This window comes from Pseudomonas extremorientalis, from assembly GCF_024584605.1.
GTDB lineage: Bacteria > Pseudomonadota > Gammaproteobacteria > Pseudomonadales > Pseudomonadaceae > Aquipseudomonas > Aquipseudomonas extremorientalis.
The window spans coordinates 1,167,071-1,184,011 of the sequence record NZ_CP089519.1; the positions used below are offsets into that span (position 1 = coordinate 1,167,071).

General features: G+C 58.7%; 10 protein-coding genes. 3 read left to right on the top strand and 7 right to left on the bottom strand.

The features are described from left to right. Window positions 1–5: 5 nt before the first annotated feature. A complete protein-coding gene (locus tag LUU92_RS28995; protein ID WP_306459260.1) occupies window positions 6–7,352 on the top strand; it encodes a SpvB/TcaC N-terminal domain-containing protein in 7,347 nt (2,448 codons plus the stop codon). A gap of 60 nt (window positions 7,353–7,412) precedes the next feature. Here the strand turns inward: LUU92_RS28995 and LUU92_RS05115 are convergent, their stop codons facing one another. Further along, window positions 7,413–7,877: a multidrug transporter gene (locus tag LUU92_RS05115; RefSeq protein WP_257103249.1), complete on the bottom strand. Its 465-nt coding sequence runs from the start codon at window positions 7,875–7,877 to the stop codon at window positions 7,413–7,415. Window positions 7,878–8,054: 177 nt separating this feature from the next. On the opposite strand from LUU92_RS05115, the gene LUU92_RS05120 reads away from it, so the two are divergent. Beyond that, window positions 8,055–8,489, top strand: coding sequence for a hypothetical protein (locus LUU92_RS05120; RefSeq protein ID WP_257103250.1), 435 nt, complete (start codon window positions 8,055–8,057; stop codon window positions 8,487–8,489). Between the two features lie 133 nt (window positions 8,490–8,622). Continuing rightward, complete coding sequence (locus LUU92_RS05125) at window positions 8,623–9,111, top strand: hypothetical protein (RefSeq protein WP_257103251.1); 489 nt, start codon at window positions 8,623–8,625, stop codon at window positions 9,109–9,111. Window positions 9,112–9,207: 96 nt separating this feature from the next. Here the strand turns inward: LUU92_RS05125 and LUU92_RS05130 are convergent, their stop codons facing one another. From LUU92_RS05130 to LUU92_RS05155, 6 genes are all read right to left on the bottom strand, one after another. Then, a complete protein-coding gene (locus LUU92_RS05130) occupies window positions 9,208–10,659 on the bottom strand; it encodes a mannose-1-phosphate guanylyltransferase/mannose-6-phosphate isomerase (RefSeq protein ID WP_071488563.1) in 1,452 nt (483 codons plus the stop codon). 106 nt (window positions 10,660–10,765) lie between these two features. Next, window positions 10,766–11,422, bottom strand: a complete 657-nt coding sequence (locus LUU92_RS05135; protein WP_058422926.1) for an alginate O-acetyltransferase AlgF — start codon at window positions 11,420–11,422, stop codon at window positions 10,766–10,768. A gap of 16 nt (window positions 11,423–11,438) precedes the next feature. After that, window positions 11,439–12,608, bottom strand: coding sequence for an alginate O-acetyltransferase (locus LUU92_RS05140; protein WP_071488564.1), 1,170 nt, complete (start codon window positions 12,606–12,608; stop codon window positions 11,439–11,441). Between the two features lie 11 nt (window positions 12,609–12,619). Next, window positions 12,620–14,152 (bottom strand): MBOAT family O-acyltransferase, encoded by a 1,533-nt coding sequence (locus LUU92_RS05145; protein WP_034118206.1) that lies wholly within the window; start codon window positions 14,150–14,152, stop codon window positions 12,620–12,622. 219 nt (window positions 14,153–14,371) lie between these two features. After that, window positions 14,372–15,481: a mannuronate-specific alginate lyase gene (locus LUU92_RS05150; RefSeq protein WP_092240845.1), complete on the bottom strand. Its 1,110-nt coding sequence runs from the start codon at window positions 15,479–15,481 to the stop codon at window positions 14,372–14,374. A gap of 8 nt (window positions 15,482–15,489) precedes the next feature. After that, window positions 15,490–16,938 carry an alginate O-acetyltransferase gene (locus LUU92_RS05155; protein ID WP_257103252.1) on the bottom strand — a complete coding sequence of 483 codons (1,449 nt, stop codon included), beginning with the start codon at window positions 16,936–16,938 and terminating at the stop codon, window positions 15,490–15,492. Between the last annotated feature and the right edge of the window lie 3 nt (window positions 16,939–16,941).

A 16,941-nucleotide genomic window follows, 5' to 3' on the forward strand; every position in this document is an offset into this window, starting at 1 on the left:
CCCTCATGAACCATGACGACTCACTGAACATCATTCCACCCAGCCTGCCGAAGGGCGGTGGCGCGATTCGAAGTCTTGGGGATGGCTTGGGTGCCGTAGGCGCGAGGGGAACGGCGTCATACGCGTTGCCCTTGCCTATTTCCCCTGGGCGCGGCTTTGCGCCGGACCTTGCGTTGAGCTATAGCAGCGATGCGGGCAACAGCGACTTCGGTATGGGCTGGAGCAAGACGGTTAATGCCATCAGTCGGCGCACATCCCAGGGCGTGCCTACCTACACCGATGAGGACTCGTTTCTCGGCCCCGACGGCGAAGTGTTGATGCCGGAACGGGATGACCGCGAGGGACAACTAGTCCAGAGGACCGAAACCCACTACCGCGGGCTAGACGTCGGCAGTCACCAGGTGACACGTTACTGGCCCCGCATCGAAGGCGCATTTGCCTTGATTGAGCGCTGGACCTCAAACGCCGATCAAACCATGTTCTGGCTGGTGCATACGGCAGACGGCGGCCTTCACATGTACGGTAAGACCGCGGACTCACGGTTGGCTTGTCCTGACGATGAGACACACGTAGCCGCTTGGTTGATTCATGAAACAGTTGACCCCCATGGCCAGCACCTGGCCTATGAATATAAACGTGATACCGACCCGCCAGGCCCCGACCAGCCCCGTGATGGCCGTGCCCAGCGTTACTTGAGCACGGTGTATTACGGTAACGCCCAGGGGCATAGGCACCTTTATGCCTGGAAAGTTGCTGGCTGGGCCAATGTGCCGTGGCACTTTCATCTGGTGTTTGACTACGGGGAGCGGTCCTGTGGGATCGAGGCGGTCCCAGCCTATGCTGGAACAGAACATTGGACTGCACGAACGGATGCCTACTCCGACTACCGCTATGGCTTTGAACTGCGGACGCAACGCTTGTGCCACCAAGTCCTGATGTTTCACAACTTTGCGCAGCTCGGACCTGAGCCGGTCCTGGTGCAACGTTTGTTATTCGAGTACCGCCCCACCGCTCTGGGCTACAGCCACTTGAGCGCAGCCCATTCCCAGGCGTGTGACGGTAATGGCGTGCTTCATAGCCGTCCCCCTATTGAGTTTACTTATCAGGCGTTCTCCCCGGTTGAAGATGTGGCGGGGTACCAACCTTTCGATGCGATGCCTGGCTTGAACGATGGTGATCGCTACCATCTGTTCGATCTGCGGGGCGAAGGCATGGCAGGCATTCTCTATTGCAGCGACAAAAGCTGGTATTACCGCGCGCCCAAACGGGCCGAGGTCCCGACCCATCCCGATGAGGTGATTTATGACGAGTGGCGCGAGCTCGAACGCATTCCCGTCGCCGATAGCACAAAACCTGTGCAGCAATTCCTGGCGGACCTTACGGGTGATGGCACTCCGGATTGGATCATCGCCAACCCGGGATGGAGCGGCTTTTTCACCTACCAGCCGGATGGCCGCTGGCATCAGTTCATCTCGCTGAAGGCACTGCCCAATGAGTTCTTTCACCCTCAGGCGCAACTGGCGGACCTGATGGGCGCAGGGCTGCAGGACCTGGCAATGATCGGTCCACGCAGTGTGCGCTTTTATGCGAGCGGTCGCGCAGAAGGATATCGAGCCGCCCAGGAAGTGGCGCACAGTATCGACGAGGACCGCCTGCCGCTATTCAGTCGTGCGAATGACCGACTGGTGGCGTTCTGTGACGTGCTGGGTTCCGGCCAGCAGCATCTTATTGAAGTGCGCCATGATCAGCTCAAATGCTGGCCTAACCTGGGGCGTGGGCGTTTCGGCAAGGGTTTTGTGTGGTGCAAGTTACCTTTCACCTACGATGAGTTCGACGCGTCACGGGTGCTGCTCGCCGATTTCGACGGCTCTGGTGCTGTCGACCTGGTGTTTTTGCGGCCGGACTGTGCGCTGATCTATATGAACCGTGGTGGCAACGGTTTTGATGAAGTCCCCCTGCGCCTGCCTTGGCCACCCGGTGTGAACTATGACCGATTTTGCCAAGTCAGCGCCGCGGACCTGCAAGGGCAGGGGTATTCGAGCCTGGTGCTGACCGTGCCCCATATGAGCCCTCGGCACTGGCGCTATGACCTGGTTCACGCCAAGCCGTACCTGTTGTGTGGCACCAACAATAACCTCGGTGCTGCCGCAACTGTCGTGTACCGCAGTTCGGCCCAGGAGTGGTTGGATGAAAAAAAATACCTGCAGGCCCGCGACCAACCAGCGGTGTGCCACCTGCCATTTGCGCTGCCCTTGGTCAGCGTCCAAATACAGCATGATGAAATCACCGGCAACCAATTGACCCAGCGGTTCAGCTATCGAAAGGCCTTCTACGATGGCGTCGAGCGTGAGTTTCGTGGGTTCGCCTTGCAGCTGTCGAGCGACTGCGAGGAGCAGGCACATGGGCAGCGTGAGGAGGGTTACAGCGCGCCGGTGTTGCGCAAAACCTGGTTTCACGTCGGTCGCGTCTTGAACCCACCCACCCAGGACTACTTCGACGGGGATAGTAACGCTATCGATTTGAAGGGCACGCTCTACAGCTATTATCACGAGGCGGACGACTGCGATCAGCTGGTCATCCCCGATGCCAAGGAACAGGCACAACTGTGCAATGCACTGGTGGGGCAGGTGCTGCGCAGTGAACTCTTTGACTTTGGTGACGAGGACGGCACGCCGTATTCGGTCGAGCAGCATCGCTACCTGCTGCGCAGGCTGCAGCGTCCCACCGGTGGAAAACATGCCCCCTATCATGTGCTGCACGTATTGCCGGTTGAAATCATCACCTACCGCTACGAGCGCGAAAGCACCGACCCTGTGTGCCAGAAGACCTTGAATTTGCAGTGGGATGCTTTCGGCAACCCGACCAACAGCGTTACCGTCCACTACGCTCGGCGTCTCACCGCCCTGAGTGATCCGGCTTGCCAATCGGACCCTCACATGCTTGCGCCGCAAAAACGCTGGTGGTGCGACGCCCATGATGACGCACAGCAGCGTTACTACCTGACGCAGACCCGCGCGCAATTTATCCACCTGACCCAGCCTGACGCCTGGCGCCTTGGCCTGCCGTATGTGCAACGCACCGATGCGATGGTGCTGGTCAAGGGCGCCGGCCCCAAAGGCCTGATGCCGCAAGACATTACCTACGAATACTTTACGTCCGACAGCGCAGACAACCCGCTCAATGACAGCATCCAGCGCCAGTTGGTCGGGCAATCCCTGCAGCGTTATCGCAAACTTCCCGGTAATACGCCATGGCCCGACGGCCAGGCCGGTTTCGAGGCTTTGCCGGACTATGTGGAGACGGCTGAGCTCGATCAATCCGCGCTCCGGGCGTATGACCTGCTCAAGAATGAACACGGCGATATGCCATTTGACCTGGAGGCGCGCCTGACCGAGATCGGCTACCGCCGCATGCCCTGGCTGCTCGGCCCGCAGTTGGAACCTGAGCTGCTTTGGTCGATCAGGCGGGGCTTCTACACCTACGCCCCATTGTCCGGCTTTCATCAGGTCTTGACGGTGCGGCAGACCCAGGCCCACGGCGTGACGTTACTGGGCTATGACCCTCACCAATGCCTGAATACGTCGGTGACCTTGCCTGATGGCTGTAAGACTCAGGTCGAGAAAATTGATTACCGCTTGATGCAACCCGCCCGCATCCTCGACCCCAATCAAAATAGCCAGGAAGTCCTCCATGACGCTTTCGGAGAGGTGCTGGCTACCAGCTGTTACGGTGTGGAGCGCGGTGAGGCCGTGGGATTCGACCCCGTTGACGATTATCAACGGCCACAGGACGACAGCCCCGCCCACGCGATCGAGGCGCCCGAGCAAGCACTGCAAGGTGCCGCCACCGCTTATTTCGAAAACCGGTTCAGTTGGATGGGCCGCATACCCGAAGTTGACCGGTTGGACTTGGTCTGGTTTAACGAGTGCGTTAAGCAAGGCGACCTGTTGCCCAGTGGCCACATACGCGCTGGCGCACATGCGTTTTTACCGACGCAAGACTTGACGCCTGCACGCCAGCGCCTGCGTGCGCTCCTGGTGAACGTGCGGCGCGAACCAGTGCATGGCGTGCTCATCCGGGCGGATAACGATCAAACTGCCCCTGACCGGCAGATTCGCATGACGATCCGCTATTGGGATGGATTCGGCCGTCCATTGCAGACCAAGCATAAGGTGGACGATGGCTATGCCTATCAGGTGCAGTCGGACGGCACCCTGGCGCTGGACTCCGAGAGCAAGCCGATTACGCTGCCGGATGTGCCGCGCTGGCGCGTCAGCGAGCGGGTTGAGTACAACAACAAGGGGCTCACGGTGAGGGTTTATCGGCCGTACTTTGCCTCGGATTGGCATTGCATCAACGACGCCAGCTTCAGCCAGCACGGCGACTACGACACACAGCGCTACGACCCGTTGGGGCGGCTGACGAATACTATTCTTGCCAAGGAAGGCTATCTGCGGCGCCAGACTTACCATTGCTGGCACACCACCCATGAGGATGAAAACGACACCTATGAAGAAGTCCGGGCCGCCAGGGCGCAAGCGGGTGTCACGCCGTCATTCAATCCCAAGGTGCACACCCAAACGCCTGACCTGACGGTGATTGAACCGCGCGGTCTGGCCTGTCGCGCAGTTGCCTATTGCCGCAGCGATCCGCAGGGTTCGGCGGACCTGAGAGTCACACGCACGCTTTACAACAAGGCAGGCTTGGCAGTCGCCCAATGGGACCCCCGCTTGCATTTACTGCATGAAGGCGACCCTACGGTGCCGGCAAACCTGGCAACCGCTTACTCCTTGGGCGGCCAGGTTCTGAGTACCCAAAGCGTCGACGCTGGGTGGCGTGTCCACGTTTTTGGTGAAGCTGGGCAAAACGTGTATTCGCAGGATGGGCGGGGTACGCAGCGTGAGGTCGAATTTGATGAGTTGATACGACTGTTGGCAGTGTTTGAGCAAGGCTTGTGCACGGAGCGCTTTACCTATGCGCGTGCAGAGCCAGTCCATGCCGACAGTAACCTATGCGGGCAGGTCATCCGGCAGGATGACACTGCGGGCACTCGTCATTTCAATGAGTACGCGATGGGCGGTACCGTATTGGATCATGTACAGCATTTCCTGAAGACCCTGGATATGCCGGACTGGCCGGAACCGCTGCATCTGCGCGATGCCCTGTTGGAGCCTGGTGAGGGGTTGCGCACTCAGGTTTACCTCGATGCACTCGGCGGGGTGCTGCAACAGATCGATGTGGCAGGTAATCACCAGGGCTCCCGCTACACGGTCGACGGCCAATTGCGTGAGGCGTGGCTCAGGCTCAAAGGGGCGTCAGCGCAAACGACTCTGGTGAGCGCCATTGTCTACGATGCGCACGGCAAGGTAGAACGCAAAACCCTGGGCAATGGTGTGGTCAGGCAGTTTGATTACTGTCCTCTAGACGGTCGATTACGCCAGCTGTCCAGTTATCGCGGCAGTGGCGCGCTCTTGCAGGACCTTCATTACGAGTATGAACCGGGGGGGAACATCGTCAGTATTGAGGACACGACGCTGGCGGTGCGTTTTTTTAACAATCAGCGTGTCGATCCGACCAGTCGCTGCTACTACGACAGCATCGGTCAACTGGTTGAAGCAACCGGTTTTGAAGCGGGCAGTTTGCGCCAAGGGCCGAATCACGTGGTCGACCCCCACGCAATTGCCAACTTCCATCAGAAATACCGCTATGACAGGGCCGGTAATTTGCTGGAGTTGATCCACCATGGACCGCAAAGCCACGGGCGGATATTGAAAGCGGCTCCCTTCAGCAATCGCTGCTTGCCTGAAAGTAAGGGGGGGCCGCTGACCCCAGCTGACTTCGACGACAAGTTTGACCCCAACGGAAATCTGCGCAGTCTGGGGGGCCGACCGCTGAATTGGGATCTACGTAACCAATTGCTCAGCGTAGAGCCGGTGATGCGCGAATCCACCGACAACGACAGTGAGCGTTACGCCTACGACGCAAACGGTACGCGTCGACGCAAGGTGCGCATTGCCCATACTCGCACTCGTGCTGTCACCACTGAAACACGCTATTTACCGGGGTTGGAGATCCGTAATGTGCACGGCAATGTGTTGCATGTGATCACTGTGGGTGAAGTGCAGGTGCTGCACTGGGAAACGGCGCGACCCAAGCGAGTGGCAAATGATCAGTACCGCTACAACCTGGATAGTCATTTGGGATCATGGCTGGTGGAGTTGGATGCTATAGCAAAGGTTGTCAGTCATGAAAGTTATCACCCGTATGGCACTACAGCTCTTCGGAAACGGGGTGATTCGAGTGAGAAGAGCTATCGCACGTTGGGTTACTCGGGTAAGGAGAAGGACGCGACGGGGCTTTATTACTATGGATTCAGATATTACATACCGCATTTTCAACGATGGCTTAACCCGGATTCGTTTAGTCTTGTAGATGGACTTAATCTTTATGCAATGGTAAGAAATAACCCAGTGAGCCTGCATGACAGTAATGGCGCCGAGTCCACTCGAGATAACTTTGATGAGAAAGATATTGAAGGGTTTTCGTCTGTTTTTTCATCCATTAAATCGGGTCTTATGGCTCAGGGTCTCGATCCTAAACAAACACTGTATCTGATCGTAGGTCGTAGCCCGCAGGTGCTGGGCTCTTATATAGAACATATGGGGTACACAACGGCATTGTTACAATTGTCAGGGATGAGCGCTTCTAGAGCTAATATAGCCGACGCCTCAACGCTGGACGAACAGCAGCGGATAAACAGACGTGAGTTTATAAAGTCGGCAATGGACGGCAAAGATGCTGGCATGCAATCGATCGTGATGATTGATTTTTCCGTCACCGGAAACAGCATCAGCAGAGCACATAAGTTAGTAAGTGAGTATTATAAGGAAATGAATAGTGACAAGGTTGTAAAGATGGCTATCGTCTCGCGCTTTACTGATGCTCCGGATAAGAGCCCTGAGGAGATTGAAATTTTACATGGGGCTGACAATGTTTTGTTTAACGCTGAAGCAGGAACGGGTTACTTGCGCATGCAAGAACGGGGTGTGATGCGTTATATGAAAATTCAAATGGCTGAGGTAGACAAGGGGTTATCGTATACGGATAAATTTCATTATAAGCAGATGGATCTGGGTGGCAAGGCTGAAATTGATTTGGATCGAAAAGCCAAACTTGATTCTATGATGGGAGGCGCACTGGAGAAATTCCCTGATGTTTCACCTAAAGATGCAAAAAATAAAAAGAATAAGCGTTTTATATTGGCTGGTAGTGGCGGTGGTGTCAGTGCATATATAAACACTTATAACAGAAAAAATCAGGGACGGCTTTCGCGGTGGTATTTCTGGGGTTGATTGAAGTTGTTGAATAATGATAGATACGAAAAATCACGTGTGTCATCAATATTGGAACGATTAGTCAGCAAAACTGCCTTGCAGGTGCTCGGCACGAAATTCCAGGGTTTGCGGGCGGTAGCCGGGGCGAAGCGGCGGTGTGGGCAGGCAGTCATCCCATGTCGCCCCGGCCTGCAACTCGCCGGGGCCGCGATAGCGGGGGGCGGCGTAGACGTTGTCGGCCAGGTTGACCGAGTCGCCCGGTGCATAGGCGGCGACGCGCCAGCGCAGTTCGGTCAGCGGTACATCGTTGCCGTTGTTGAGGGTCAACTTGAGCGGGCGGTCGGCCGGGCACTCTTGCGGGGCGTAGTTGATGCGCAGTTCCAGGCGCGCCAGTTGCGAGGCTTCGCGGTTGTCCAGCCATACCACCCAGATCGCCACGAATCCCAGGCCCACGGCGGCGGCCAGCGACACCGGCAAGGCTCTGGCCGGGTAGCGCAGTAGCAGGACCAGCCAAGTGATGATCAGTAGAACGCCAAAGAACATGATGACAGTCTCATATGTGGATAAAACATCCTACTCGCGGGCGGGTGTGGATGCCTAACGCAGGATCAGTTTTCCTGTGCAAGGAACCGGCCCACACATTTTGTCCACAGAGCTATAACAGGGAAGTACGGATTGTCCAGGATGTACCCATCGCAGTCTGATCAAGTGAGATAAACGATGACTATTGCAGCCCTTCTTACTCCTGAGGTTACCTCTTCCCTAGCGTCGGTGGCGACCGCGCTTATGACGTCTTCAAAAGCGGCTGAGCAGCCCTTCCCTGCGTCGCTCACGCAAACGATTGACGCGGCAGGAGCACGCCCGTTTTCGCGTAGGCAGCCTCAGAAGCTGACAAACCTGGGGCAAGTCCTGCTGCAATCGCGTAACTGCGGCATGAGCGCCAAGGGTGTGGGTATTGCCGTGGGCGGCATGGCCGTGCAGGAGGCTGGGCAAAAGTTAGCTTCCAGCGGTTGCCCTCTCTCCAAAGCCTTGGGTCTAGTGATGATTGTGGGAGGCAAGGTTGCCCAAGCACATGGCGCCGAAAAATTCGATCTTGCAGGACGTCCGACGATCACCCTCGGGAACTCGCCCGAGTGGAGCTGCCGACGCCGCTGAACCCTAACACCCCAGGTGTTTATTGGCTTCGAGACACGTACCAGTGTGGAGTCTTTTTACAAAAAGCCGGGCACGCAAACGCTCTGTCAGCCCTTCAGTAACCCAACTGTCATCTTACGAAGTGAGATCCACCATGACCATTCCAAACATCCTCGCTCCTGCGCAGATTTCTCCTGTAGTAGCTGCATCTGTATCAGCGCCTGTCGTGCTGGGAACAATCGATCAAGCCCCCAGGGAGGAGGTCAGCTCGCGTCAATTCACTCGTATGCAAAACATGGGGCTTACAAACCTGCGACAAACGGTTCTGCAAGGCGTCAACGAAAAACTGAATGCGTACTTCTTCCCACCGCTCTACAACAATAACAAGGAAAAAGCCCAGGGGGCCGCTCTGACCGTTGTCGGGGGAATGGCAAAGGTGCTCGGAAAGACGGTGTCCAACTCCGGGGGATTTGCCTCCAAAGCCGCAGGTGGGGCGCTTATGTGGGGAGGGAAGGCCACTGAAAAAATTGGCAAAGATCAATTCAAAAATGCGGGGAAAGATCACTCCAGCGGCAGTTACAACGCCTTTTCCCCAAGAAATTGGGGCGTCAACTCGATGGGACACAATGGGGCCGTCCGCTGATAGGTGTAGAGAACCCGTGAACGAGAAAAGCCCCCACCCAACCCACTGCGGATAGGGGACGCAGTCGGCTGGGCGAGGGCTTCTTGTACGACTGTTTTACTGCGCGATAGTTTTCACTGAAACGCCACGTTCAACCGGCGTCGAGCGACCGTAGATATCTTCAAAGCGCTCGATATCGTCTTCACCCAAGTAGCTGCCCGATTGCACTTCGATGATCTCCAATGGGATCTTGCCCGGGTTGCGCAGGCGGTGCACCGAGGCGATCGGGATGTAGGTGGACTGGTTCTCGGTGAGCAGGAACACGTTCTCGTCACAGGTGACTTCGGCCGTGCCACTGACCACGATCCAGTGTTCGGCGCGATGGTGGTGCATCTGCAGCGACAGGCACGCGCCCGGCTTGACCGAGATGTGCTTGACCTGGAAGCGGCCACCCATGTCCACCGAATCGTAGGAGCCCCACGGACGGTACACTTCACAGTGGTTCTGGGTTTCGCTGCGGCCCTGGTCGTTGAGGGTGTTGACCATCTGCTTGACGCCCTGGACCTTGTCCTTGTGGGCAATCATCATCGCGTCCTTGGTTTCCACCACTACGATGTTGTCCAGGCCGATCACCGACACCAGTTTGCCGTTGCCGTGGATCATGCAGTTGCGGCTGTCCTGGATCACCACGTCGCCTTTGCTGACGTTACCGTGGACGTCTTTGTCGTTGACTGCCCACAGCGAGGCCCAGCAGCCCACGTCGCTCCAACCGGCACTCAGTGGCACCACACAGGCGCGCTGGGTTTTTTCCATCACGGCGTAGTCGATGGAATTGTCCGGGCAGCAGGCGAAGGTGGCTTCGTCGAACGACACGGTATCGGCGGTCTGTTCGCTGCGTTCCAGGGTCAGCAGGCAGGTGTCGTAGATGTCCGGGTCGTGCTTTTTCAGCTCTTCGAGGAAGCGGCTGGCGCGGAACAGGAACATGCCGCTGTTCCAGAAGTAACCGCCGCTTTTGACGAACTCGACGGCGCGTTTTTCATTGGGTTTTTCCACGAACTGCTCGACGCGGCTCACGCCTTCGGGCAGCAGCGAATCGTTGGTGGACTTGATGTAGCCATAACCGGTTTCCGGGCGGGTGGCCGGCACGCCAAACAGCACCATCTCGCCACGCTCTGCGGCCACGGTGGCCAGGGCCAGGGCGCGTTGCAGGGCTTTCTGGTCGTCGATCACGTGGTCGGCGGGCAGCACCAGCATCAGCTCGTCACGGCCTTCGTTGACCAGCATCATCGCGGTGAGGGCCACGGCCGGGGCGGTGTTGCGGCCGAACGGCTCCATCAGGATGCGTTGGCTTTCCAACTTACGGGCGGCCAGTTGTTCGTTGACGATAAAGCGGTGGTCCTTGTTGCAGACCACGATCGGGGTGTCCATGCCTTCGAACACCAGGCGCTCCAGGGTCTGCTGGAACAGCGTGTGTTCACCGGTCAGGGCCAGGAACTGTTTAGGGAACTGTTTACGGGAAAGCGGCCAAAGACGTGAGCCGCTACCACCGGAAAGGATGACTGGAATCATGGGTGTTTCTCCTTGAATCGATATGGGTCAGAGCTACGAAGGTTTGTCGTTTCACTCTTGTTTTTGTCTCGGTCCGGGTTGGTCTCAACCAACCCGGAAAAATGCTTTAGCGGGTCGACACTGGGCGTTTGACCCAGACTGGCGAGAGGCTCGAACCGGAGCCCGTCACATACAGCACCGCCGCTTCACCGCGTTCCAAGGCAACCGGCTTCACATCGCCGACTTTCTTGTCACCGTCATACAACGCCAGGCTTACTTTCACCGGGTTGATCTCACGCTCGCCACGGCCCTTGGCTGCCACTGACTTGACCACATCGGTCTTGCCATCGGCGGTTTTCAGGGTCAGGGCCTTGTCGCTGAGGTTCTGCACGCGCACCAGGGATTTCTGCTTGTTCTTGAACGGCGGTTCTTCGATCAGTTGTGGCTGGCCGCTACCGCTGTTGACCAGGGTGTAGTAGTGGTCCGGAGCGAGCTTGACCGGTACGGTCTGGCTGCCGACCTTGGCGCTGTAGTCACCGCCGGGCATGAAGCTGAAGTCGCTGCTGGCCAGTGGGGCCACGTCGCTCAGGTTGGTGGCGCCGACGGTAGCGCTGACTTCCTGGTTGCTGGCGTTGTAGATGCGCACGAAGCTCGAGCCTTTTGGCGCGGTAGGGCCGTACAGGGCGGCGTCGCCACCGGCGAAGGCGGACATCGATACGAAGCTCAAACCGGCTGCGATGGCCAGGGTTTTAGCGAGACGACGAGGAGTTGTAGTGAAAGTCATGTGAGTTACCTCTCTTTCAGTTTTGCGCCCGGTCGGGCGTCTCGGATTTAGTGTTGATGGCCATGTTCTGTTGGCGCGAACCGGCTTGTTTAAGCTGCGCAACCCACGCGGGGTCGGCATCACCGATTTCGTTGTTCACGGGCAGATAACGTTCAGGAAACTCCCAGATCAGCACCTGGGGCGGGCTGTTCTTGAAGTCATCGCTTTTCAGGTAGCTGAGCATCGGCAGGATCGGGCCGTGGCCGTCTTCGGCGTAGCTGACCACGTCGCTGCCCAGGGCTTGCTTGAGGGCGCCGACGAAATTCCAGTTGGGGTTGGCGCTGTAGCTGGTGCCCACCAGCGCCACCGGGGTTTCGCTGTCGCTGAACAGCGCGTCGTCGCCTTTGGTTTCGGCCAGGTGCGTGACGCGTTTTTGCAGCGGCTCTTGCGGCGGCATCAGGTTTTCGAACAGCGGGTCCAGCGGCAGGAACAGACGCAGGTCGCCTTTGTGCGGTGTGGTGCTCTCGGCCTCGGTGACAAAACGCTGGGGCTCGCCGCTCAGTGGGGTCTTGGCGGCAATGGTCTTGGCCAATTGCTTGGCCGCGATTTCAGCGCCGTCCGGGGTCCAGTGGGTGTCGGTGCGCAGGAACACCTGCTTGCCGCCGAGCTTGGCCTGTTGCAGCGGGCCGAGCAGGTCCGGGGCGATGATCTTGTCGGCGGCGACACGGGCGTGGAAGTCCTGGTACAGGTTGGCGTGGATGCTCGCCGGCTTCACTTCACCCAGGTGTTCCGGGTACAGGCGTACCTTGGCCGGCACGATCGCCATCACCAGTTGGATGCCCTGGGCCTTGAGCTTCTGGCGTACGCCTTCGACCAGCGCGTAGTTACCTTCCAGGTTCTGGTCTTCGTTGACGGCGGGGTTGAACTCCTCGTCGCTGTACAACCAGTGATCGCGGCCCAGCACCACGCCGGGACGGCCTTCATTGAACAGCTTGTAGTCCAGCGCCGCCCACAGGTTGGTGCCCAGGCGCTTGATCGGGAACTGGTCGTCGTAGTGGGTCTCGACCGCCTTGGTCCAGCGACCGTTGAGCACGGTGGCGTCGGCATTGGTGCTGAAGCCGAAGAAGCTGCGCAGCGACCAGGCGCCCAGGGCGAGCAACACCACCAGGAACAGGCCGATATAGAGGACGCGTAATGAACGGGTCATGGTCGGCTCCCTCAGAATTGGAAGTAAAGGAACGGCGAGAAACTCTGCGCCGACAGTTTGAGAATCGACGCCACGAACAGCAGCAGCACCGCAGCGCGCATGGCGTAGCGTGGCCAGTCAGCGGTCCAGTAGGCCGGTTGCACAGCGGCATCCTGGCCCACGGTGAAGCCGGGCTCGTGGATGCTGCCGGGGTTGTCGCCCGGCACGGCCTTGATCAGGCTCGGGTCGGCCGGCTTGGTCTTCTCGGCAGGGCGATTGGTGTAGAAATCGCGCAGGCCGAAGAACGCCAGGGTTGCGTAGGCCACCACCAGGGTTGCCACTTGCAGGCCGGTGAGGTTGGCGCGGTTGAGTTCCGACAGCGACCACTCGCCAAAGCTGAACATCGCACCGTACATACGGCCGGCGACGTGCAGGTTTTCGGCGCGGAAGATCACCCAGCCCATCACCACCAGCAGGAAGGTGAAGGCCCAGCGCACGACGTTGAAGCTGCGTGGCGCGGTGTTGAGGCCGATGGCTTTTTCAATCGCCAGCCACATGCCGTGCCACGCGCCCCATACGATGTAGGTGATGTTCGCACCGTGCCACAGGCCACCGAGCAGCATGGTCAGGAACAGGTTGCGGTAGGTGGTCAGCGTGCCTTTACGGTTGCCGCCCAGGGTGATGTACAGGTAGTCACGCAGCCAGGTGGACAGGCTGATGTGCCAGCGCCGCCAGAACTCGGTGATCGACTGGCTGATGTAGGGCTGCTTGAAGTTTTCCATGAAGCGGAAGCCCATCATCAAGCCCAGGCCGATGGCCATGTCGCTGTAGCCGGAGAAGTCGAAGTACAGCTGTGCGGTGTAGGCCAGCGCGCCGAGCCAGGCATCGCCGGTGGTGGGGTTCTGCAGGGCGAAGCAGTGGTCGGCGACGACTGCCAGGGTGTCGGCAATGAACACCTTCTTGATGAAACCCTGCATGAACCGCGTGCAGCCCTCGGAGAATTTGTCGAGGGTGTGGGTGCGGTTGTTGAACTGGTCGGCCAGGTCGCGAAAGCGCAGTACCGGGCCGGCAATCAGGTGCGGGAAGATCGCCACGAACGCCGCAAAGTCGATCAGGTTGCGGGTCGCCGGGGTATCGCCACGGTACACGTCGATGATGTAGCTGATCGACTCGAAGATGTAGAACGAGATACCGATCGGCAGCAGCACGTGGGTCAGGATGAACGGCTCAAGGCCCGCCGACTTCATCATCACGTTGATGCTGTCGACGCCGAAGTTGGCGTACTTGAAGTAGCCGAGGATGCACAGGTCGACCGCCACGCCGAGCAGCAGCCAGCGCTGCGCCGGCTTGGTGCGCACACCGGCGGCACCGACTTTCAGGCCGATCCAGTAGTTCCACAGCGTCACGGCGGCGAACAGCGCCAGGAAGTCCACTCGCCACCAGGCGTAGAACACGTAGCTGGCAATCAGCAGCAGCAGGTTGCGATAGCGTTGCCCGCTCAAGTAGTACAAGCCGAGAAAGATCGGCAAGAACAGAAACAGGAACACATTGGACGAGAAAACCATCCCGATCTCTCCATGTTTAACCAACAGTCAAGGGCCAGAGCCCCCCCAAACCCCCCCACGAAAAATCGGGGGCGGGCCGTACAACATTCCAACTGACGAAACCGACTCGAACTGTGGGAGGGGGCTTGCCCCCGATGGCGGTGTAACAGTCGCCATCTGTGTTGAATGACACCCTGCTATCGGGGGCAAGCCCCCTCCCACATTTTTTACCGCGTTTCGTCAGGAACCCTTGTTGCCTTTCTCATGCGTCGGGTCATAGACCTTGGTCAGGTCGCCCCCGAGGCGGAAGGTCTTGAACGGCTGCATCCCATGCTTGCGCTCGAGCACATCCGGCGCGCAGGTGTAGAGGGTGCAGAAGGGTTCGAGCCAGGCGAATTTCATGTCCTGCTTCAAATCCTTCATGTCCTGTTCCTTGCCGTTCTTCTGTTCGAAGATCTCGGGATCCTTGACCCCGGCGAGCACTTTGTCGCCCAGGCGCTTGAGCGCGCCGTTGTTTTCCTGGCGCAAGTCCACGCCATTGACCAGGGCAAAGCTGGCGATCATCGACAGCGGCGGCAGGGCGTAGTTGTGGTACGACAGGGCGCGTTGCTGACGCTTCAATTCGTTCGGCAGAAAGCCCTGGTCGTCGACCTGGTTCACGCCGACCTTGTATTCCTTCACCGCCCAATCAAACAGGTCGCGACGGTTGGTGGCGACGGACGTGGCCATCACCGACCAGGCGGCCCAGTAGGAGTGGTTGTTGGTTTTTTCCAGGGGCAGGTTGTCCCAGTCGCTGACCACTTGATCGGCGAGCTTGTTGAACCAGGCTTCGATCAGTTGCGATTCCTGCTGGTGATTGGCCAACGGGTGCGAGTCGGAGAACTTCAGGCGCACATAGGCCGAGGCCATGCTGCCCAGCGCCCACTTGCGCATGGACTTGCCGGTATGGTTGAAGTCCTTGGACATCAATGCATCGGCCTTGGCCCACGACACCAGCCAGTTCAGGGTGCATTCGAGCTGCTCGGGGCGGCCGTCACGCATGAACTGCATCACGCGTTTGCTGGTGTCTTTTTCCAGCTTGGTGATGTCGGCGGTGCTGTCGCGAAAGGCTTTTTCCGACTGCACGTTCAGGGTTGAACGCGCCTTGTCCGAGCCTTCGTACTTGCTGCGAAACTGCAGCGGCCCGGTGTAGGGCGCCGGCATGGTGTCGCAGTTTTCCTTGAAGTCGCCGGTCTTGAACGCTTCAATCGGTGCGAAATAGCCTTGTGGCGGACGCAGCGGTGCGGCGGCGTTGACGGAGCCTGCGAACATCGCCAGGCCCAGCAGCGTAGGGATCAGTAACTTCTGCATAGGTAACCTCATTTCCCAGTTGAAGCGGTCTGTTGACCACCGGCCGGGAATACGTTGCGTGTGCAAATTTTCGCTTCGACCTTCTGCGCAGCAGCGCCCGCTTCGGGACCCTGCACTTCCACGGCCAGCAGGTTCTGCGAGGCCCAGTCTTCATCGGTACGCAGTTCAAAGGCGAAACGCCCGTCTGTATCGGATGTCTCGGGTTTCTCGATCTTGATGTCCTCGTGGCGCCCGTTCATGTACCAGAGGGTGGCTTGCAGGGTTTTCACCGACGGATCGGCGAAGCGGATATCGACCTGGTGATTGGCATTACGCAGGTCTTTGTTCGAACTGTTCACCAGCAATTCGTTCTTGCCGGGTTTCAAGGTGGTGCTCGCGGTCATCTGCGCGGTCTTGCCTTCGCAGCCGTTGTCGAGCAGGGCCATCATCTGGCGGTAGATGGTCTCCTGGTCCAGGCGATACAGCGGCGAGAACTCCCAAATGAGGATTTTCGGCGGGTTCTTCTGGAATTCATCGCTGCCCAGGTACTGGATCATCGAACCTTCCAGACCGCCGCCGGGGAAGGCGACGTTGAGGATGTCGGCACCGATTTCCTGTTCCAGGAAGCCGGCGAAGTTGTAGTTCTTGCCGCTGTGGCTGGTGCCCACCAGGGTGATCTGCGGGTTGCCCGAATCGCCGAACAGGTCGCCGTCGCCCGCTTCGCCCTTGGGCTCGGTGGTGAACTGGTCCATGTACTGGATCGCGTAGCTGGTGCCGCACAGTTGCCCGGCCATGTTGTGCAGGGTGCCGGTCTTGCCCATGCGCCCGGAGCGCTTGGTTTCGAACTCACGCTTGGGAATATCCGCGAACTCGGGCATCGCACGCACTTTGGCACCGACGATTTTCGCAGTGCGCTGGGCGCCGTACGGGGTCCAGTGCTGGTCGCCACGGAAGTAGAAATCGTGGGCCGGCAGCTCATCCGGCAGTTGCTCGTTGGTCAGCGGCGACAGGTCCGGCACCACGTAGCCCATCTTGGCGAAACGACCGAGCATGGTCTTGTAGTTGCCCAGGGCCTTGTCGAAGTCGAACTTGGCTTTTTCTTCCGGGTTGAGCTTGTTGCGGTTCACCAGCCCACGGGTCGGCTGGTAGACCACCACCAGTTCCACGCCCTTGGCCTTGAACGCGTCGTGCAGCTGTTGCATGCGCTTGTAGCCGGACGGGGTGGTGTCGAATTCGGTACGCAGGTCTTCCTGGGTGCGGAACAACCAGTCGCCCTGGGCTTGCACCAGGGTGGTGAAGTTCTGCTGATAGCGCGTGGTGTAGTTGCGCGCATCATGGGCGGCCGGGCACAGGCTGCAGCATGGCTCGGCGGTGAAGGTCGGCGCCTTGACGTCGTCGGCGCGTACGCCCTGGCTGGCCGCGAGCAGGCCGAGGGTCAGACCCGAGAGGCTCAGCAGTTTGATCATGTGTGGGTGCATAAG